This window comes from Micromonospora sp. NPDC049366 (assembly GCF_044466625.1).
Taxonomy (GTDB): Bacteria; Actinomycetota; Actinomycetes; order Mycobacteriales; family Micromonosporaceae; genus Micromonospora.
In genome coordinates this window covers 187,721-208,336 of record NZ_JBITMV010000013.1, presented here as the reverse complement: position 1 = coordinate 208,336, position 20,616 = coordinate 187,721, and the positions used below count along the sequence as shown (strand labels likewise).

The 20,616-nt window shown below is 72.3% G+C and carries 14 protein-coding genes; 3 read left to right on the top strand and 11 right to left on the bottom strand.

Annotated features, from left to right (window positions below):
• Positions 1 to 13: 13 nt before the first annotated feature.
• From ACIBTV_RS19970 to ACIBTV_RS19960, 3 genes are all read right to left on the bottom strand, one after another.
• Positions 14 to 1,147: a hypothetical protein gene (locus tag ACIBTV_RS19970; protein ID WP_396706845.1), complete on the bottom strand. Its 1,134-nt coding sequence runs from the start codon at positions 1,145 to 1,147 to the stop codon at positions 14 to 16.
• A 255-nt stretch (positions 1,148 to 1,402) separates the two neighbouring features.
• A complete protein-coding gene (locus ACIBTV_RS19965) occupies positions 1,403 to 2,527 on the bottom strand; it encodes a glycosyltransferase family 2 protein (RefSeq protein ID WP_396706843.1) in 1,125 nt (374 codons plus the stop codon).
• A 28-nt stretch (positions 2,528 to 2,555) separates the two neighbouring features.
• Entirely contained in the window at positions 2,556 to 4,061 is a 1,506-nt protein-coding gene (locus ACIBTV_RS19960; protein ID WP_396706841.1) for an oligosaccharide flippase family protein, read from the bottom strand.
• A gap of 306 nt (positions 4,062 to 4,367) precedes the next feature.
• Here ACIBTV_RS19960 and ACIBTV_RS19955 point away from each other — a divergent pair, with 306 nt between their 5' ends.
• The gene (locus ACIBTV_RS19955) at positions 4,368 to 5,807 is read left to right on the top strand and encodes a glycosyltransferase (protein WP_396706839.1); all 1,440 of its coding nucleotides are present in this window, start codon (positions 4,368 to 4,370) and stop codon (positions 5,805 to 5,807) included.
• On the opposite strand, the gene ACIBTV_RS19950 is transcribed toward ACIBTV_RS19955, so the two are convergent.
• The 8 genes from ACIBTV_RS19950 to ACIBTV_RS19915 all read right to left on the bottom strand — a co-directional run bounded on the left by ACIBTV_RS19950 (position 5,768) and on the right by ACIBTV_RS19915 (position 17,393).
• Entirely contained in the window at positions 5,768 to 6,571 is an 804-nt protein-coding gene (locus ACIBTV_RS19950) for a glycosyltransferase family 2 protein (RefSeq protein WP_396706837.1), read from the bottom strand. The two genes, ACIBTV_RS19955 and ACIBTV_RS19950, sit on opposite strands and share 40 nt — an antisense overlap.
• A 100-nt stretch (positions 6,572 to 6,671) precedes the next feature.
• Positions 6,672 to 10,568 carry a DUF4082 domain-containing protein gene (locus ACIBTV_RS19945; RefSeq protein WP_396706835.1) on the bottom strand — a complete coding sequence of 1,299 codons (3,897 nt, stop codon included), beginning with the start codon at positions 10,566 to 10,568 and terminating at the stop codon, positions 6,672 to 6,674.
• A 215-nt stretch (positions 10,569 to 10,783) separates the two neighbouring features.
• Positions 10,784 to 12,163, bottom strand: coding sequence for an O-antigen ligase family protein (locus ACIBTV_RS19940; protein WP_396706833.1), 1,380 nt, complete (start codon positions 12,161 to 12,163; stop codon positions 10,784 to 10,786).
• Positions 12,164 to 12,169: 6 nt separating this feature from the next.
• Positions 12,170 to 13,090, bottom strand: coding sequence for a hypothetical protein (locus tag ACIBTV_RS19935; RefSeq protein ID WP_396706831.1), 921 nt, complete (start codon positions 13,088 to 13,090; stop codon positions 12,170 to 12,172).
• A gap of 351 nt (positions 13,091 to 13,441) precedes the next feature.
• Entirely contained in the window at positions 13,442 to 13,702 is a 261-nt protein-coding gene (locus tag ACIBTV_RS19930; protein ID WP_396706829.1) for an acyl carrier protein, read from the bottom strand.
• A gap of 25 nt (positions 13,703 to 13,727) precedes the next feature.
• Positions 13,728 to 14,951 (bottom strand): pyridoxal-dependent decarboxylase, exosortase A system-associated, encoded by a 1,224-nt coding sequence (locus tag ACIBTV_RS19925; RefSeq protein WP_396706827.1) that lies wholly within the window; start codon positions 14,949 to 14,951, stop codon positions 13,728 to 13,730.
• Positions 14,948 to 16,510 carry an acyl-CoA ligase (AMP-forming), exosortase A system-associated gene (locus ACIBTV_RS19920; protein WP_396706825.1) on the bottom strand — a complete coding sequence of 521 codons (1,563 nt, stop codon included), beginning with the start codon at positions 16,508 to 16,510 and terminating at the stop codon, positions 14,948 to 14,950. Before ACIBTV_RS19920 ends, ACIBTV_RS19925 begins: the two co-directional genes overlap by 4 nt.
• Before the next feature lie 28 nt (positions 16,511 to 16,538).
• Positions 16,539 to 17,393: a hypothetical protein gene (locus ACIBTV_RS19915; RefSeq protein WP_396706823.1), complete on the bottom strand. Its 855-nt coding sequence runs from the start codon at positions 17,391 to 17,393 to the stop codon at positions 16,539 to 16,541.
• 372 nt (positions 17,394 to 17,765) lie between these two features.
• On the opposite strand from ACIBTV_RS19915, the gene ACIBTV_RS19910 reads away from it, so the two are divergent.
• On the top strand, positions 17,766 to 19,943 hold the full coding sequence (locus tag ACIBTV_RS19910; RefSeq protein WP_396706822.1) for a glycosyltransferase: 2,178 nt from the start codon (positions 17,766 to 17,768) through the stop codon (positions 19,941 to 19,943).
• Positions 19,940 to 20,608 (top strand): polysaccharide deacetylase family protein, encoded by a 669-nt coding sequence (locus ACIBTV_RS19905; RefSeq protein WP_396706820.1) that lies wholly within the window; start codon positions 19,940 to 19,942, stop codon positions 20,606 to 20,608. The genes ACIBTV_RS19910 and ACIBTV_RS19905 overlap by 4 nt, the downstream gene beginning before the upstream one ends.
• Positions 20,609 to 20,616: the final 8 nt, after the last annotated feature.

Sequence of the window (20,616 nt, the reverse complement as noted above, 5' to 3'; positions counted from 1 at the left end):
GGCGGGCGGACCGTCAGGTCCGGCAGGTGAGCGGAGCCCTCACGGTGGGCTGGAAGTTCGCGTCGATGGTGACCGCGTTGGCCGACCAGCCGCTCAGTAGCGCGCACTTGACGTCGGGGTTGGAGCCGTCGGGCAGCATCAGGTTGCGCACGGATCCCTCCGTGCCCAGCACGAACGCGTACCACCGACCGCCGACCGCGAGCAGCCCGTCGATGTCGACGCGGGTGTTGCCCTGCTCGCCCGGGTAGAAGAACGGTGCCGTCCCCTCGCACGGGGCGGCCCGGAACTCCGTCAGCACGAACGTCGACCGCCGCACCGTCAGCTGCCCGCCGTAGTAGCCCTGAAGGCCGTCACCGTGCCAGTCGTCGCAGGTCGTCGGTGCGGCCACCCGGACGAAGGAGTCCTCGACGACCATCGGGCCGCACTGCTCCTTCTCGCTGACCCGCAGGCCCTCCGGCACGCCGTCGACCTTGACCCGGCGGGCGGTCAGCCCGCCCGGGCCCAGCACCGGGCTGTCCTTCGTGGTGGTGACCTGGCCGGGGCTCTTGATGAACGAGACGTCCTCGACCACGAGCCCCCGGCACGGCCCCGACGCCCAGATGGACCCACCCTGCACCTCGACGCGGCGGATGGTGACGTTCGCGGCGCGTACCCGGATGCTCGCGTTGACCAGCCGGAGGTCCTCGATCACCGTGCCGCTGCGTTCGATGACGAGGTCGGAGGTGCGGGTGGACTTCGGCCGCCACCCCGCCGGCACCCCGGTGTTGCCCGGGTGCGGCCAGTTGCCGACGCGCGGCGGCGCCGCGTCGCCCTTCGGACGGCCCGGCGACTTCGTGGCCGAGGGCCGGGCGGACGGCGACGTGGAGCCCGACGCGCTCGGGGTCGGCGCCGCCGACTGGTCGGCGGTCTCGGGCTGCGCCACGGCGTCGTCGGCAGCCGTGCTCTCCTCGGCGGCCACGACCGGGTCGGGGCTGCGCGTGACGTCAACGGTGACCTGGACGGCGACGACGGCGGCCACGACGCCGAGCGCCGCGAGCGCGATCCTCGTCCGGTTGCGGCGCAGCCAGGACCGGTCGGGCTCGGTCTCGGGCTGCCCGGCGGGGAATCCGCGGCCGGGGTGTTCCTGGTAATCAGGTCGCTGAGACATGATCCTGTTCCTCACGGCGAGCCCCGCACCGGGCGGCCAGGGCATTCGGCGGACGCACCAGGACGGCGCCTCCGGGGTCACCTGGCCGCGGATCACCAGGGTTGCGCTCACAGTTGCGCCGGTGGCAGCTCTCGTCCGCACGAGGCTGGGTCCGCGATCGCCGGGCTGCCGCCCGCCGGACCGGGACCCGACTGGTCCAACGCGGCAGCCGCCGGCGCGGTGTCGTCCGGTCCTCCGGCAGCACGGTCCGGCCGCTCAGATGCCGGCCTGCTGCCAGCGGCGGTGCGCCACCCGGGCGCGTACCTTGTGGACCTGCTCCCCGGGCAGGAACAGCGGGTGTCGCCGCGAACGCCGCGCACCCACCCGGCGCCGCAGCGCCAACGCCCGCCACAGCGGCGCGAGCGCCGGCCGTGGGCAGGTGTCGGCCGCGAAGGCGGCCAACTCGTCCACCGGCCACGACTCCGCCTTGCCCCACTCGAACGACCGCACCGCGTAGGTCAGCGCCTCACGGGCCAGCGTCCGCCGTGACAGGTCGTGCAGGGCCCGCCAGCGTGGGTCGCCGCCGAGGACGCTGTCGAAGCAGGCGGTGCGCTCCGCCAGGTCCACCAGCACACCCTTCGGGTCGCCGCCCTGGAACGAGGTGAGGTGCATGTTGGCCGCGTGTTCGCGGTAGTAGGCCTGGTCGGCGCCGCCGACGAAGGCGACGTCGGAGACCGTCGCCGCCCGCATCCACATCTCCAGGTCGCCCGCGTGCGGAAGCTCCGGGTTGTATCCGCCGACGGCGCGCAGCACCGACGTACGCATCACGGCCTCCGGGGAACGCAGCGGGTTGCGGCCGGTGCGGCAGCGGTCGGTCAGCCAGTCCGGGCCGCGCCACAGCGTCCAGGACGTCGCCGTGGTCCGTGCGGGCGGCAGTTCGTCGGCGCTGAACGCGACCGCCCGGCCGTAGACCAGCCCCACCTCGGGGTGCTGCTCCAGGACGGCGGTGGCGCGGGCCAGTGACGACGGGGTGAGCAGGTCGTCGGCCGACAGCAGCACCACGTAGTCGCCGTCCACCTGGGACAGGCCCTCGTTGTACGTGGCGATGTGCCCCCGGTTGCGGTCGTGGCAGATCGCCCGCACCCGGTCGTCGGCGGCGGCGATCTCCCGCACGACCGACGCGCTGCCGTCCGGCGAGGCGTCGTCGACGATCAGGACGTCCACCTCGACGCCCGGCTGGGACAGCACGCTGTCGACGCAGGAGCGCAGGTAGTGGCCGTAGTTGTAGCACGGGATCACGACCGAGACGCGTGGCCGCCGCCGCGGTGGTGGACCCGGTCGCACCACGGTCGCCGGCGCCAGGCCGGTCAGCGTGAGCCGCATCGCGGCAACGTCGAACATGTCGCATCCCCTCCGGTCGGCGGGTGGTTCAGGGTGAGACGAGGGCGATCTCGGGACGTTCCTGGGGCGGCTCGGCGGTGCCGACGGCCTTCAGCTCGGCCAGTCGGCGTCGCGCCCAGCGGACCAGCAGGGCGGCGTACACGACGGTGGTGACCGACCCGCCGATCAGCAAAGCCAGCAGGCGGTCGTGGACCAGGTCGACGGCGAGCAGCCCGGCAGCCGTCGCCGGGACACCGGCCAGCAGCGGCACGGCGAGGTTCCGCAGCGCCGCACCGAGTTGCAGGCCGTGCGGGCGCAGGGCGATCGCGTACGCGGGCAGCACGACCAGGACACCGATCACGACGTGCGCCCATCCGGCGCCGGCCAGTCCCCACCCGCTGATGCCGATCGCCATCGCGGGCACCAGCACGACGAGCCATACCGCCTGGATGACGAGGACCGCGCGCGTCGCCCCGACCGCGATGAGGTACGTGGTGACGAGGTCCAGGACGATCCGCAGCGAGCCGAAGAACGCGAGGCCCCCCAACGCCTGCGCGGCGGGCAGCCAGCGGTCCCCGTAGATCAGCGGGATGACGACGCTCGCCAGGGTGGACAGCCCCACCCCCACCAGCAACGCCACCGACCAGCTCAGGCCGATCGCGCGGGGCAACGCGTCGGCCCGGCGGCGGACGTCGGTGATCTGGGCGAACCCCGGCAGGGCCACCACCCGGATCGCCTGGCCGAGGGTGAGCATCGGCCAGGACGCCATGTTGAACGCCAGCACGTAGAAGCCCAGCATCAGCGCCCCGCCGGTGCGCCCGACCACGGCGAACGGTGCGTTCATCACCATCCACGACAGCAGGTTCGCCGACGCGAGGGGCAGGCCGAACCGTACGAGCGACCCGGCGATCTCCCGCCGGAAACCGAACCGCGGCCACGTCCGCGCCACCACGAACTGGATGACGGTGGAGACGCCCTGCGAGGCCACCCGGGCCAGCGCGAGGGACATCGCGCCGAAGCCGAGGACGGCCAGCAGCGGGGTGAGGACGACGGACACCACCAGGCCGGCGCCGTCGACCGCGAACTGCGCCGACTGGCGGAAGTCGCGCTGGATCACCGCGTACGGCACGGTGGCCAGCCCGACGAGCACCAGGGTCAGCGACATGACCCGGACGACCGGCGCGGCGTCGGCGCTGCCCATCGCGCTGGCCAACGGGCCGGCGAGCGCGGACGTGGCACCCGCCAGACACACGCTCACCACGACCGCGATGGTCGCCGCGGTCGGCCCGCGCTCGGCGATCGACCCGTGGCGGACGAGGTCGGAGGTCATCCCCAGCTCGACCAGCGCCGTCAGGATCACCTGGATCGTCAGCGCGACGGCGAAGACGCCGAACTCCTCCGGCGCGAGCAGCCGCGCCATCACCACGCCGAGGCCGAAGTTTCCGAGGCGCAGGGCGAGGCTGCCGATCGTTCCCCAAGCCAGACCCCGCCGGACCTTGCCGCCGAGGTCGTCGGCGGGCGGCGCCGGGACCGCGGCGGCGTCAGGTTGCGTCATGACGGGTCGCGGTCGCTTGCAACAACATGCTCGACAATCCGGCCTCCCGGTGCCGCACGACCCGATGCCGACGGCCACCGCGACGATAGTGCGGCGGGAGCGGCTCCGGTGTCGGAGAACTGTCTACAGTCCCGAGCTTGTCGTTCATCCCGGTTGACTTATCGGTGCGGGCACGTCGGCCCGGCGCACCACTGTGGGGACGGCCGACGCGACGTTATCGTGGTCCGGCCGCACGGGCCCGCGTCGCCCGACCGCCCGCCTCCGGAAGGACGTCGAGATGAGCGAGCAGCCACCGGCGGGTCCGCGATGACCGGTCAGCCGGGCCCGTCGCGGTCCGGCGCCGTCCGTCCACTGGTCATGTGGGCGCAGCGCCGCGCTCATCTGCTTCCCGCGCCCGCGCGGCGGGGCCTGGGGCAGCTGGCCCGGACGCTGATCCACGACCGGGGCGCGGCGGCGCCGGAGGCGGACTGGCGGGTTCCGCTGGTCGCCGGCGGCACGGGCGACATCGAGGACCTCGGCCCGGCCGGGGAGCCGCCCGAGCGCGACGTACCACCGGCGCGGGCGAAGCCCGTCGCGGTTCGCCGCTGCGCGGTCGTCACCGGACCGGACAAGGGCGGGGCGGAGGAGTTCGCCGCGTTCCTCGCCCGACGATTGCCGGAGCGGGGCGTCGAGACGGTGTTCGTCCGCGCCGCCGACACCGCCGACGACGACCCGCTCCTGCGCGCCCTCGCGGCGGCCGGCGTGCCCACCGTGACCGCGCTCCCGGGCGACCAGCAGTGGCTGCGGACGGTCGACCCGGACGTCGTCAGCGCGCACTGCGCCCCCGACTGGATGCTCGACGCGGTCGCCGCCGCGGGCGTGCCGTGGGTGGAGACCCTGCACGGCATGCACCCCTTCATGCATCCCCACACCTGGCCGGGCGAGCGCGAGCGGGCCCGGCGGGTCACCGCCCAGGTCGCCGTCAGCGACCTCGTCCGTCGCCAGTACCTGGCGGTGAACCCGGACTTTCCGGCCGACCGCGTGGTCACCGTGCCCAACGGCGTCGACCTCGACCGGGCGCCCCGCGTCGACCGGGCCCTCGCCCGGCGGGCGCTCGGCCTCACCGACGAGTTCCTGTTCGTGTCGTTGGCCCGCTACAGCCTCCAGAAGAACACGTACGGGCTGGTCTCGGCGTTCGCCGAGGTGGCCGCCGCGCACCCGGGTACGCACCTGCTGGTGGCCGGCCACACCGACGACGGGCCGTACACCCAGCAGATCATGCGACTCGCGCGGTCGCTGCCGGCGGCCGACCGCATCCACCTGCGCGCGCTGTGCCGCAACCCGTCGGGGCTGCTCGCCGCCGCGGACGCCTTCGTCCTCGACTCGTACTTCGAGGGCTGGTCGCTCGCCTCCATGCAGGCGATGGCGGCGGGCCTGCCGGTGGTCCTGAGCGACGTCGGCGGCGCCCGCGAGCAGGTCGGGCCGGACGGCGCCTGGGGTCACCTGGTCGGTAACCCGGGCGGTGACCCGTCCCGGGTCGGCTGGGCGGAGATCGGCGCGACCCGGTTCCGCACCCAGGTCAACCGGGCCGAGCTCGTCGCCGCCATGTCCGCGGTCGTGCGGGACCGGGCGGTGTGGGCCGAGCGTCGGGATGAGTTGGCGGAGCGGGGCCGGACCCGGTTCCCCGCGGACGCCTGCCTCCGCCGGCACGCCGACGTGCTGCTCGGCTACGCCCGACCCGGCTCGGGCTCCCAGTTGGTCCAATAGCTGCCGGGGTTGACGAGGTACTGCACGGTCGCCTCGGGAATGTGTTCGATGCGGTGCCGTCGGCTGTGCCGGTACATCATCTCCCAGTCCTCCTTCGGCAGGGTGGCGGCGACGCGTCGGATCCGGCTGAACCAGACGTCGCCGGTGCGCCGGACGACGAACGGGTTGCTGTCGAGGAACGCCGTGTTCTTGGCGAGGTTCCGGTCGAACGGCTGGGAGAGCACGTCGTACTCGGTGCCGTCGGGCAGCACCCGGCGCATCGCCGTGTAGACCCCGTCGGGCGCGTCCGGGGCGGTGAGCCGGGCGAGCGCGACCTCCAGGTGCCGGGGGTACCAGAGGTTGTCGTCGTCGATGAAGGCCACGAACGGCGAGTCGGTCAGCCGCATGCCGATGTTGCGGCTGACGCCGAGGACGTTGACGTTGCGGGCCAGGCTCACCGGGAACAGGCGGGGGTCGTCCGGCAGCGGCGGCAGCCCGCCGCCGTCGTCCACCACCACCAGCACCAGGTCACGCATGGTCTGGGCCAGCACCGACTCGACGGCCCGGAGCAGGTGCTCGGGCCGGCGGTAGGTCAACAGCACCACGGCGACCGTGGCCTTCGGGCGGCGGCCCTGCGGCAGCGTGGCCAGCAGGCGACGTGTCTCGGCCAGCTCCAGCCGGCGCAGCCCGAGTGCGGTGTGCCCGAGCAGCACCTTGTTGCGCAGCTCGTACATCGGCATCCAGCCGAACCGCGCCCGCAGTTTCCGTCTCAGGATGGTGAGCATTCTCGGCCTACTCCCGTCGGTCGGTCGGTTCGCTGGCTGGGCGGGTGGCGACGCGCGCGAGGAGCCGACCCCGGATCGGGGCCGGCTCCTCCTGCCCCGGTCAGTCCGGCAGGAACGCCACATCCACCCAGTAGTTGTGGGCGGCGGTGCTCGTCGGGGCCACCCCGCCCGCCCCGTACCGGTACACGGCGCCGGTGAAGCCGACGTGCAGCGGCGGGTTGTCGTACGGGCTGAGGAACTGGTTGAGGTCCACGGCGTAGTACCCGGCGTCGGTGTGGTACGACGCGGTGTAGGTGGCGCCCGGGGTGACGGTCACCGGCTGGGCGAAGACCAGGGTCTGCCAGCCGCTTGCGGTCTCGCCCACGAAGGTGCCGGTCGCCAGCAGGTCACCGGCGGCGGACCAGAGCGAGCCCGTGTGGGTGCCGGTGTTGCTCGTGCCCTTGTAGAACCTCACCCCGTGGACCTTGCCGGCGACGTCGGAGGTGAACCGCACCCCGACCTCCACCGGCGTGGTGTCGTTCCACTGCGCGTTGGCCGGCACCGCCTGGGTGCCGAAGATCGACACCGTGCCGGCGGGCAGGGTCGGGCCCGGTGTGGGCGTCGGGGTCGGGGTGGGCGTGGGTGTGGGGGTCGGAGTGGGGGTGGGCGTGGGCGTCGGGGTGGGCGTGGGGGTCGGCGTCGGGGGTGGCGTACCACCGCCCTCGCTGCGGAAGAGCACGTCGACCCAGTAGTTCGTCGCGCCGTACGTGCTCGTCGGGAAGCCGCCGGTCGCGGCGTACCGGTAGGCCCCGTTGCCGGTGGCCGGCGCGGTCAGCGGCCCGTTGACCCACGTCGAGGCGAAGAAGTTCGTGGTCGCCGAATAGTGGCCGTTCGGCGCGAAGTACGAGGCCACGTACGTCGTTCCGGCGGTCAGGGTGACCGGGGTGGGGAACGAGGCCACCTGCCAACCCACGTTCGTGCCGGACGGGAACGTCAGCTGGGTGATCCGCGTGCCGTCCGCCGTCCACAGGCTGCCCGTGTGGGTGCCGGTGTTACCCGGCCCCTGGTAGTAGCGCAGGCCGACCAGCTTGCCGTTGGTGGACGGGGTGAACCGCACCCCCACCTCGATGGGTGCGGCGTCCTGGTCGGCGGCGACCTCCGGCGTCGCGTTCGGCGCGAACAGGGTCGAGATGGTGGAGTCCAGCTCGGTCGTGAACGACCAGGCGACGGAGACCGGGTTGTCGTCGCTGTCGCGCGCCGACACCGACGCCGTGTACGTCTGGGCCGCCGCGAGCGGCGCCGAGGGTGTGAAGGCGACCGTGTTGGTCTGGCTCTGGTAGGTCGTCGTCCCGGCCGTCGCCGCGCCGCCGGCCCCGGTCAGCGTGACCTGGACGGTCGACGGCACCACCGGCTTCGAGAAGGACGCCGAGAGCGCGGTCGAGACCGGCACGCCGGAGGCGCCGTCCAGGGGTGACTGCGACACGACGTACGGCGGCGCGTCGGCACCGGCGAGGAAGGTGACGTCGACGTAGTAGTTGCTGCCCCGGTACGTCCGGTCCGGGATGCCCCCGTCGGTCGAGAACAGCCCGTTGTCGACGGTGCCGACCGACCGCGGGGCGGTCAGCGGACCGGCCACCCAGTCGCGGACGCTGAACGCCAGCTCGTCGGCCGCGTAGTGCCCGTTGGGGGCGCGGTAGGACGCGACGTAGGAGGTTGCCGCGGTCACCTGGACCGGCTTGTCGAAGGTCATCGACTGCCAGCCCGTCGCGCTCTCGTTCGAGAACGTGCCGGTGGCGAGCTTGGTGCCGTTCATCGCCCAGAGGGTGCCGGTGTGTGTGCCGGTGTTGGTCGCTCCCTTGTAGAAGCGAACCCCGGTCACCACACCGTCGGTCGCCGGCTTGAACCGGACGCCTAGTTCGATGGCGTCGCCGTCGTCGGCCGCCTTGACGGCCGGTGTCCGGGAGCCGAACAGGGTGTGCGGTCCGGTCAACGCGAACGACCGGCTGACCGGGTTGGTCCCGACGTTGACGCTGTCGTCGATCGCCCGCACCGACACGGTCAGCGCGAAGCCGGCGGCGATGAACGTGTAACTCCAGCTGGTCGTGCCGGTGGCCGGATGCCAGGTCTGCCCGTTGTCGGTCGAGACCTCGACGCCGGCGACCCGGCCGCCGACGTCGCTGGCCGTGCCGGTGACGGTCACCGCGGCGCCCCGGGTGAGGCTCGCGCCGGCCGCGGGCTGGCTGATCTGCACCGTGGGCGCCTGGACGTCGGTGGACGGGCTGGCTGCGGCCAGTTCGCTCATCCGGGTGTCCGGCTGCACGCCCATGTCGGCGAAGAGGTTGATCACCGCTTGCTGCAACCGCCGGTCGGCCGGTTCGTTGGCGTACCCGTCGTGCTCGGCGTCGAGGCCCCAGGCGTACTGGATCGTCCCGGCGGAGAAGACGAGCGCCCCGCTGTCCGCGCGGTAGAGCGTCATGTTGTGGGTCGTCGTGCCGGGGGTGACGACCTGGCCGAAGTCCCGCAGGTACTCCGGTGTCTCGCCGACGGTGGTGGAGAGGCGGATCAGGCCCGGCGGCCGGAACCCGTTGTCCAGGTCCTCGTCCGACTCGTAACCCACGGTGTGCGGGGCGAGCGTCACGTTCTGCCCGGTCGGGAGCCCGGCGTTGCGCCAGAACCGCAGCCCGGTCTGCGCGGCCGGCACCTGGATCGGCAGGTCCGAGTGGTTGGCCATGTACGCGGTGCCGAGCAGCGCGTTCTCCGGGCGGCCGCCGTTGGACGGCGGGCTGAACCGCGGGTCCCGCCACGTGCCGGTCCACTCCGCCGACGGGTCGATCTTCTCGGCGGCCCAGGTCTCCTTGTAGCAGACGAGCGTCCGGTACGCGGTGTTGCTGCCATCCGTGCTCGGCTCCCACCGGGTCTTCCAGTAGACGGAGTTGCCGCTGAAGAAGGCGAGGTGCACGCCGGCGTCCCGGGCCGCCTCCACGTTGATGCGCTGCGGCCCGCTCCAGTATTCGTCGTGCCCGACCGACAGGAAGATCCGGTGGTTCTTGATCAGGCCGCCGCGCCGGTCGCTGTCGATGCCGGAGGTGTAGCTGACGTCGAAGCCGTTGCGTTCGAGGAACCGGATCATCGGGTACTCGTTGCTGAACAGGAAGTCCCGGCCCTCGCTGTCGCCGCGGGTGGCGTACGGGCGGTTGTAGCTGAGCTTGTAGGCGCGGCCGAACTGCGGGCCGACGTAGAAGTCGGCGCCGCCGTAGGTGTTGTATGCCTGCCACGTGGTGTCCGAGGTCTGGAAGAAGACGTCCGACCGGCTGGCGTCGTCGCGCACCACGAAGGGGATGTGGCTCGCGCCCTGGGTGTCGCCGCGCTCCAGCCGGGCGATGTACACCCCGGACACGGTGGTGGTCGGCACGGTCCAGCTCGCCGAGACGGCCCAGTTGCCGCAGTCGACCATGTCCGTGCCCGGGTCGTGGATGCAGGCCGGCTGGCTCTGGGGCAGCCGTGCCGACGGGCTGATCTCCTTGATGAACCGGGCCCCGGCGCCGCCGTAGTAGCCCAGGCGGTAGATCCGGATCGAGTAGGCCCGCGCATCAGTCTTGATCTTGAAGTTGACGGTTCCGCCGACGTTGACGCTGATGTCGGTGCTGAAACCCTGGATCGACTCGTCGCCCGCGCCGCGGATGTCCCACTCCTCGGGGTCCGCGCCGGGCTGCGAGTTCTCACAGACGACCGGGTTGATCACTGGGTTGCACGGCCCGGCGGCCGCGACGGCCCGCTGCACCACGACCAGGCCGCTGGCGACCACCGCGAGCACGACGGCGATCAGCACGGCTGGTCGACGGGTCAGCCGGACCTCAGCGGCCCGCCCGGCCGCGACGATCACCGGCTCACCTGTCGACACGAGGACCCGGCCGAGCGGGCCCGGCCGCCACACCGCCCACCGTCGGCCAACGAAGTCACGTACGCGCGGCCACGCCCGGGTCGGCTCCCGACCACGGCTGTCCTCGGTCTCGTCCATCACGTATCTGCCCTCTCCGGGCTGTCTGGGGGCCACCAGAAGAATTCGAGAAGAGCTCAGCGCAGTTGGCCGCGGAACGGTCTGTGCCTCGGCACGGTCAAAGTAAGGCAGCACCTGGGAAAATCAACATCGGCGGCCAGGACATCCGACACTGACTGGTCGGCGGAGGAGACCGGACACATTAGCCGGACGCCCGCGCATTCAGCTCAGCGCGCCTATCCGCGCCGCCCGCCGACGGCCGATGTGCGGACGACCCGGGCGGGGTGGGTGAACCGCCAGACCGCCCCACACAGGCCACACATCATCGCGAGCGTGAAGGCGTACGTGGTGAATGACATCGAGTCGAACGTGGCCCCCACCAGAATCGCCACTATCTGCGACGAGAGCAGTGCCGCACACAGGTGCTTGTCATCGGGCCGGGTCGACCGACGCATCGCGAGAACCGACAGTCGGATACACGCGATGTGTAGGCCGGCCAGCGCCGCGACGCCGATGATTCCACCGGTGACCAGGGTGAGCAGCCACTGGTTGTCCAAATAGAGATAGATGGTCGGGATCAGCGTTCCGGGCCCTCGGCCGAGCCACGGCCGCTGGGCGAAGAACTCCGCCACGACCGCGTAGTCCTCGGTACGCGCGCTGATGCTCGAATCCTGCTCACCGGCGAGGAACATCGCGCGCAACGTCCCGATGAGACCGGGCTTGACGATGAACAGCGCCCCCAGCACGGCACCGCCGACCAGCGCCATGTTGTAGCGCGTCCGCCACGGCCACACGGTCACGAACATGACACCGATCGCGGCGAGCAAAGCCACCACGCCGGTACGCGAGATCGCCACCGGCACGGCGGCCGCGATCATCACGGCCAGGACGGCGTACGCGGCACGCTGGTTGCGGGTCGCGGAGAACCGGACGTAGTGGATCGCGAACGGCACGGCCATCGCGAGCACCGTGCTGAACTCGATGTAGTGGGCCGCCGTGCCGGGCACCCGGAAGAGCCCGCCGGTGCCGCGCGCGGCGAAGTCCAACAGGTCGGACTTCCACTGCAGACCGGGCAGGACCAGGTACTGGGCCGGGTTGAAGGCGAAGGTCGACTGGATGAGCCCGATCAGGGCCATGAAACCGGCGCACCAGACGAAGATCCGCAGCACGTTGTTGAGGCGGGCCCAGTTGGGTATCCCGTCGGCGGTCATCAGGACGACGCCGAGGAACTCGATCGTGACGAGCAGGAAGAAGTTCTGCGCGTTCGCCTCGATCGACGGCAGGCCCCGGAGCATCCCGGCCAGGTAGGAGAAGAGCACGGACAGCAGGTAGAGCAGAACCACCCAGCGCAGCGGCTGGGGACCGGTCATGACCAGCCGGTAGTCCAGCCGCGACAGCACCCACCAGCAGAACATGCCGAGCCCGAGCAGCAGCGCCGGCCGGCCCGCGTAGGTGAGGTTGGGGACGATCAGGTTCGCCGGCAGCACGTACAGCAGGACGACGAGCAGGTTCAGGACCGTCGTGGTCCCCAGCACCAACCACCGACGCCGGCTCGCGTACGTGCGGTCGTAGACGAGCGACGGCTCGAAGTCGACCGGGTGATGGACGAGGGTCACGACCCGTCAGGGCCGATTCTCGCGGCGGTCCCGCCCGTTGGTCGGCGTCACCGGAAGCACGATCGTCGCGTCGGAGCGGGCCCGGTCGGCGACGAAGTCGGGACGCGTGGGGCGCTCCGGCGTGACGACGCCCGGGCGGTCGTCGCGGCGGGCGGCCAACTCGCCGGGCTCGGTGCGCCGGGGCTGGACCGGCAGCGGTCGCGGCGGGGCGGGCGCCCGGTCCGGGTCGCGGCCGGCGTCCCGGCCGGCGTCCCCGGTCGGCACCGAACCGACCCACCGTGGCGACGCCGCCTCGGTCTGGGGGGCCGGCTCGGCCTCCGGGCCGGCGCGGCGGCGCTTCCGGCGACGCAGCAGGGCATCCACCGCGACGGTCCCGCCGACGGTGATCAGCAGGCCGATGCCGCCCGCCACCACGATCACGCGCTTGACCTTCGAGGTGACGACCTCCGGCAGCGCGCCGTCGTTCAGCGTCAGCGTCGTGATCATGTCGGCGGGTGCCAGGCCGTACTGCTCCTGCTTGGCGACGATCTCGGCGTTCAGCAGGCGGATGATCTCGCGGACGGTGGCCGTGGCCTGCTCGGGGCTGTTGCCCACCACCTCGATGCCGAGCAGCGGGGACTCGCGGGGGAAGTTCACCAGGACGTTGTCCGACAGGCCGCGGTCGGCCAGCCGGCCGAGCTCGGTGTTGTCGGTGACCTTCACGATCGCGGCGTCACCGAGGGAACCGATGCCGAGGTCGAGCCAGGGATTGCGGGGGCCCTTCGATTCCGTGCGCTGGGGCGGCAGCATCTGCAGATAGCCCTGCGCCCGGTAGTCGGGCCGCACGTTGATGGAGACGAAAACCGCGGCCACGACCGAGGCCAACAGGAGAGGCAGGGCCACATACCAGCGGCGGGCCAGCACCTTGGTCAGGTCCCAGAGGTCCACAACAGCCTCTCGTATGGTGATTGAGGTCGGCAAAGGCTCGGTTGAGCGTGACGGGCGTCAGCGGCCCGATAACCTTCCCCGCGCATAGTTTCCACGGCGACCAGAACCTCCGCAAGGTCCGGTCGGAGAGCCGACTCGGCGGTCCGTGAGGCGGCCCGGAGGCGACCGGCGGGCCTGCCGGAACGGTCCACCGAACAGCCGATGGCGCGGTAGCCGGAAACAGCATTCCACCGCCGATCAACCGTCATTCGCCGAGACCCGGCGCGGCTGTCCTCTGCTGAGCCGTCACATGTCGACGACATCGGTCGGCTCGCCGCCACGGCGGTTTCTTCGCCCGCTCTCACCGACGGCTCAGCGCACCTTCGCCGAGACGAAGTCGGCGAGACCACCGAGCGTCTCGAACAGGTCGGCGGTGACCTCGTCGCCGTCGATCTCGATGTCGAACCGCTGCTCCAGCGCGACGACGAGCTCGACCACGGCCATCGAGTCGAGCTCGGGCAGGTCGCCCAGGAGCACGGTCGACGCGTCGAGCGTGTCGGCGCGGTCCTCGATGCCGAGCGTCTCCACGACGACGGACTTGACGTCGTCGAAGGTGGTGGTGCTGGTGTCCATTTCTCCCCTTGAGATCGAGCCGAACTCAGACCAGGACCTCGGCCGGTGCCGGGTGGCTGAGGAAGGCGGTGGGACTGGCGGTCAGACCGTACGCGCCGGCCTGGAAGAGCACGACGAGGTCGCCGACCTCGGCCGGCGGCAGGGCGACGTTGTCGCCGAGCAGGTCCAGCGGAGTGCACAGGCACCCGACCACGGTCACCGGCTCCCCCGCCTCGGCGCCCCAGCGGTTGCCGACGGCGATCGGGTAGTTGCGCCGGATCACCTGCCCGAAGTTGCCCGACGCGGCCAGCTGGTGGTGCAGCCCGCCGTCGACCACCAGGTACGTCCGGCCGCGTGACTCCTTGCGGTCCACCACCCGGGTCACGTAGACGCCGCTCTCGCCGACGAGGTAGCGGCCCAACTCGACGACGACCCGGGCGTCCGGCAGCGCCGACCGGATCGGCCCCTCGACCAGCGTCGCCAGGTTGGCGCCCACGGCGGCGAGGTCCAGCGGCTGGTCCTTCTCGAAGTACGGGATGCCGAAGCCGCCGCCGAGGTTGAGGTAGCGGACCGGCAGCGGTGACTCCTCGGCCAGCCGCAGCATCAGCTCGACCGTCTGCCGCTGCGCCTGGCAGATGCTCTCCGCCCGCAGATTCTGCGAACCGGCGAAGACGTGGAAGCCGAGCAGGTCCAGGTCGGCGTGGGCGAGCTCCTTGAGCAGCGCGGGCACCCGCTCGGAGTCGATGCCGAACTGCTGCGGCCCGCCACCGAGCCGCATGCCGGAGCCCTTGACGGAGAAGTCGGGGTTGACCCGGATCGCGACGCGGGGCCGGATGCCGAGCCGGTCGCCGACGGCGAGGACGCGCCGCGCCTCGTTCTCCGACTCCATCTCGATGGTCACCCCGGCGGCGACGGCCTGACGCAGCTCGGCGTCGGACTTGCCCGGGCCGGCGAAGCTCACCCGGTCGGCCGGCATGGTCGTGTCCAGCGCCGTCCGCAGCTCCAGACCGGACGCGACGTCGAAGGCGTCCACGAGGCCGCTGAGGTGCTGGACGACGGCGGGCATCGGGTTCGCCTTCACCGCGTAGCTGAGGCTCACCGCCGTGGGCAGCGTGTCGCGCAGCAGCCGCACCCGGTCGGTCAGCAGCGCCCGGTCGTACGCGAAGAACGGGGTGGCGCCGACCCGTTCGGCGAGCCGGTCGACGGGGATGCCGCCGACGAGGAGCGCGCCGGAGCGGCCCTCGAAGGCGGCCAGGGCGGGGTGGGTCACCTGATCACTTCCTCGCGGATGAGGTTGCGGTCGAACTTGCCGTTCGGGTTGCGGGGCAGGGTGTCCCGGCGCACGATCTGCTTCGGCACCATGTAGAGGGGCAGCCGCTTGCGCAGCTCGGCCCGCAGCTCGGCCTCCTGGACGTCACCCACGGCGGGTGGGCTCACGACGAGCACGACGTGCTGCCCGATGCGCGGGTCGTCGACGCCCAGCGCCACGGCGTCGCCGACCAGGCCGGTCTCGTAGGCGACCTCCTCGATCTCGGCCGGGCTGACCCGGTAACCCGAGGTTTTGATCATCTCGTCGTTGCGTCCGACGAAGTAGAGGAATCCCTCGTGGTCGCGCCGGACGATGTCGCCGGACCAGACGGCGATCTCGGGGCGGAGCGCGCCCTCGGCGGCGGGCAGCGGGCGGAACCGCTTCGCGGTCCGCTCCGGGTCGTTCCAGTAGCCGAGGGCGACCAACGGGCCGCGGTGCACCAGCTCGCCCTCCTCCCCCGGGTCGGCGAGGCTCCCGTCGGGGCGCACGACCAGGATCTCCACGTTGGGGATCGCCTTCCCGATGGAGTCGGGCCGCTGGTCGACCTCGTCCGGGTCGAGGTAGGTGGACCGGAACGCCTCGGTCAGCCCGTACATCAGGTAGGGGCGGGCGGTCGGGAAGAGCTGGCGCAGGCGGTCGAGGGTCGCTCTCGGCATGCGGCCGCCCGTGTTGGCGACGTAGCGCATCCGGCGGGTCGCCTCGTCCGGCCACCGCTGCTCGGCGAGCTGCAGCCAGAGCGGCGGCACGCAGGTGAGGCCGGTGACTCCGTGCTTGGCGCAGGCCTTCACGACGTCGCCGGGCAGCAGGTAGTTGTGCAGCACGACGTGGGCGCCGACCAGGAACCCGGTGGTCAGCTGGCTGAACCCGGCGTCGAAGCTCAACGGAAGCGCGGCGAGGAGCACGTCGTCCGGGCCGTTGCCCAGGTAGTGGCTGACGCTCTCGGCGCCGGCCAGGAGGTTGCGGTGCGACAGCACGACGCCCTTGGGCCGGCCCGTGCTGCCGGAGGTGTAGAGGATCGCCGCCGGGTCGGCGTCGACCACGGCCACCTCGGGTGACTCGGCGGGGCCGGCGACCAGTGCGTCCCAGGTGGACACGGAGTGCCGCGTCGGGGTCGTCGTCGCCGCGGGCCCCACCACCACGACGTGCTCCACCGACTTGACCTCGGTCAGCTCGTCGGCCAGCAGGTCGAGCCGCTCGGCGGTGGTGACCAGCACGCGTACGGCGCAGTCGGCGAGGATGTGGCCCACCTGACGGGGCCGCAGCAGCGGGTTCACCGGGACGAAGACGCCGCCCGCCGCCGAGGTGCCGAACACCGCCTCGACGGTCTCCAGCCGCTTGTCGAGGTAGACGGCCACCCGCTCACCGCGCCGCAGGCCCAGGCGCGCCAGCCCGCCGGCCACCGCGGCGACGTTTCGCCGCAGATCGGCGTACGTCAGCGTCCGGTCCCGCGCGGTCAGCGCGGGCGCGTCGGCGGACCCTCGGTCGGTCTCGGCCAGGATGTCGTGCAGGGCCGTACGCATAGCGGGTCTCCCTCTCGTCGGACCGGGCTCACCAGCTGACACAGGTCAACTCGCTGTACAGGTAGTCGACGTCGTCGGGCTCGAGGTCCGCGCTGCGGAACATCTTGCGACGGGGCGACGCCAGCATGACCGAGCCGGGTGGGCGCTCACCCACCACCCGCAGTTCGGCGAGGGTCGCCGCGACGCCGTGCCGGGTCAGGAGATACCGGCCCAGTGGCCGGGCCAGCCGGCGGAAGAGCGCACGGTTGCTCACGTACAGGATCGAGGCGAAGAGCGGCAGGCCCTTGCGGCGGTCCTTGCGGAACACGATGTAGCAGTGCTCGTCGCCGTGGACGAGCACCAGGTGCCGCGCGGCGGTCTCCGCGTGGTCCCGGTAGATCTCCAACTCCGCCGGGGTCAGCGTGGCCTCGATGCGCGCCGGGTCGGCGGTGACGCGGGTCCGGCCGGGCCAGGTCGGCCACGGCGCGTTCGGCATCAGGGCCGTGGCCGTGTCGAGGAAGCGGAAGCCGAGCCGCTCGTTGAGCGGTACGACGGTTCCGCTCGGCGACAGGTCGGTGAAGTGGTAGCCGTCCTGCGCCAGCAGGGCCTTCAGCAGCCGCAGGCCGTGGAACCGGTACTCCGGCAGCACGCACCAGGCGCCCAGGTTGCAGAACCGCTCGGGCCGCCCGTCGATCCACCGCTGCGAGTAGAAGGCGAGGTGGACGCCGACGACCTCATCGTCGGCCCGCAGCAGGAAGCCGTGGTTGGGCGCGTCGACCTTCCAGGGCACGACCATGGCCCGCGCCCAGGTCTCGGCTGACACCCGGTGGTTGAGCTGCCGGTGGAGGAAGTCCGCCGCCACCTGCCGCTCCGCCGCCGTGATGGGGAGCACCCGTACCGGCATCCACGTCCCCATCCTCGATGTCCCGTGCCCCGCGCGCTGGCGGTGGCACCGCCGGCAGTTTCCCGGCGAACGACATCGTGCAGGGTTTGGCCCGGCCGGCACTGCCAGCTTTCCGTCAATTAGCAACGCTTCCCGGCGCAACTGCGTCAACTGGTCGGTCAGTCAGGTCACCGGATCGGGGGCCACGCCTCAACCGTCCGGCCCAACGGCGACGGCCGATGCGACGGCCACCACTGTCCACCTCCGACGGTACGACCGTCGAACGGCCACGTGGAAACATACCGACACCCCTGATGCGAGCGAAGCTCTTGTCTTCCGAGCGGGCGGTCCGGCAGTGTTCCTGCCGTCGTCGTGCACGTCGGACGAGAGAAAGTGGTCCTCGCTGTGAAGGGTCGGCCGCACGTCACCATCCTCGTCGCCAACCTCCCCGCCGAGCGTGACCGTCGTGTCATCCGCGAATGCCTCAGCCTCGAGGCCAACGGTTTCGACGTGACAGTGATCGCGCCTCGCGGAGACAGAAACCTCCGCATTCTGCCGGGAAGCAGAAACACCCGACTGAAGCCGTATCCGTTGATCGTCACCGGTTCGGGGGTGCTGTCGTTCGCGGCGGAATTCGTCTGGTCGTTCCTGTGCATCACGATTCGGCTCTTCGGTGAGCTCTTCCGCGGACGGGCACACGGTGTGCAGGTCTGCAACCCGCCCGACATCTACTTCCCGCTCGCGTTGATCTGGCGTGCGCTCGGGCGGCCCTGGGTCTTCGACCACCACGACCTCTGCCCCGAGATCTACGCCGCCCGCGCCGGCGGATCCGCCAACCGGTGGGTCTTCCGCACGCTCGTCCTGCTGGAATGGCTCACCCTGCGCACCGCCACGACGGTGTTCGCGACCAACGAGTCGTTCCGGGAGAACGCGCTCCGCCGGGGCGTACGGCCGGAGAAGCTGACGGTGGTCCGCAACGGCCCGGCCGCGCACGAGATCGCCCGGGGCGATTCCGCCGCCGACGAGGCCGCCGCCGAGGACGTCCACACCATCGCCTACGTCGGCGTCTTCGGCCCGCAGGACAACGTCGAGGTCGCCGTGCTCGCCGCCGAGGAGCTGGCCCGCCGGCGCAGCCGCCGGAACTGGCGGATGGTCCTGGCCGGTGACGGCGAGAGCATGGAGAGCCTCACCAAGCTCGCCGCCGAACGCGGGCTCAACGACCTGGTCGAGTTCGCCGGCTGGCTCGACGGCCCGTCCGTCGACGCGCTGCTGCGTACGGCCACCGTGGCGATCCAGCCGGACCTGCCCACCCGGATGAACCACCTCTCCACGATGGCGAAGACCGTCGAGTACCTCGGTCGGGGCGTCCCGGTGGTCGCCGTCGACCTGATCGAGACCCGGCGGACCGCCGCGGAGGCCGCCCGATACCTGCCGACCGGCTCACCCGCCGAGTTCGCCGAGGCCCTCGACGAGCTCCTCGACGACGCCGCGCAGCGGGACCGGATGCGCGACACCGGCCTGGACCGCTTCGCCACCACGCTCGCCTGGGAACACCAGGCGCGGCAGTACGTCTCCGTCTGGCGCCGCCTGCTGGCCCGCCGCCTGCGGGAGCCGGTCCCGGTGCCCTCCCCTGTGGAGGGTCAGCGGGCCAGCGTCGTCATCGCGGCACACAACGAGGCCGACGTCATCGGCCGCTGCCTGGACACCCTGCTGGCGGACGCCCGCGACGGCGAGTTCGACGTCACCGTCGTCGCCAACGGCTGCACCGACGGGACCGCGCGGGTGGCGGCCGACCGCCCCGGCGTCCGCGTCGTCGAACTCGACGTCGCCAGCAAGCCGGCGGCCCTGAACGCCGGCGACCGGGTCGCGGTCGGCTTCCCCCGGGTCTACCTGGACGCCGACGTGGTGGTGACGACGGAGAGCCTGCGGCTGCTCGCCGACGCCGTACGCCCGCGCGCCGACGAGGCCACCGGGCGCCCGCTCGCGGCCGTGCCCCGCCGGGCGCTCGACCTGGCCCGCCGGCCCCTGCCGGTGCGCGGCTACTACGCGGTGCACCAGCACCTGCCCGCGCTGCGCAACGGCCTGTTCGGGCGGGGCGCGATCGCGCTGTCCGCCGCCGGCCGGGACCGGTTCGAGGCCTTCCCCGACGTGCTGGCCGACGACCTGTTCCTCGACTCCCTGTTCGAACCGGCCGAGAAGCGGGAGGTCGCCGGGGCCAGCTCCGTCGTGGCCACCCCGCGCCGCGTCGACGACCTGGTGCGCCGGCTGACCCGGGTGCGGGCCGGCAACACCGCGATGCGCGCGGCCACCGCCCACGACACCGCGTCCGACGGGGTACGCGAGGCGGACCGGCTCTCGTGGCTGCGCGACGTCGTGCTGCCCCGGCCGTGGCTGGCGCCCGCCGCGGCCTGCTACGTCCTCATCACCCTCACGGCGGCGTCCCGGGCCCGACGGGCGCAGCCGGGCACCTGGGAACGCGACCAGTCGTCCCGGCAGGTGCCGAAGCTCCGCGGCGGCACCATCGGCGAGCTGATCCCGACCGGCGAGGCGCACAGGAGCGAACGACGGTGACGCGGCACGTCCTGAACATCTGCTTCCACGGCATCGGCGAGCCCGGGCGGGAGCTGGAGCCCGGTGAGGACCGGTACTGGGTCACCCGCGACCAGTTCCTGGCGATCCTCGACGAGGTGGCGGCGTGGCCCGCCGTGCGGATCAGCTTCGACGACGGCAACGACTCGGACGTGCGGATCGGGCTGCCCGCCCTGCGCGACCGGAACCTCACGGCGGACTTCTTCGTCCTGGCGGGTCGCCTGGGCGAGCCCGGCAGCCTCGACGAGGACGGCGTACGCGAGCTGCGCCGCAACGGCATGACGGTCGGCACGCACGGCCTGGCGCACAGGTCGTGGCGCGGCATGGACCGCGCGACCGTCCACGACGAGCTGGTGGTGGCCCGGGAACGGCTGGTCGCGGCGGTGGGGGGCGCGCCGGTCGACCTCGCCGCCTGTCCCCTGGGCCGCTACGACCGGCGGCTGCTGGCCCGGCTGCGGCTCCTCGGCTACACGGGCGTGTTCACCAGCGACCGTCGGGCTGCGCGCGCGGGGGCGTGGCTGCAGCCGCGGTTCAGCGTCCGCCGTGCGGACACCCCGGCGTCGCTGCGCGCGGAGGTGCTGACGCGGCCGGGTCCGCTGCGGCGGGGCCGGCTGGTGGCGACCGGAATCGCCAAACGGCTCCGCTGACCGCCCCG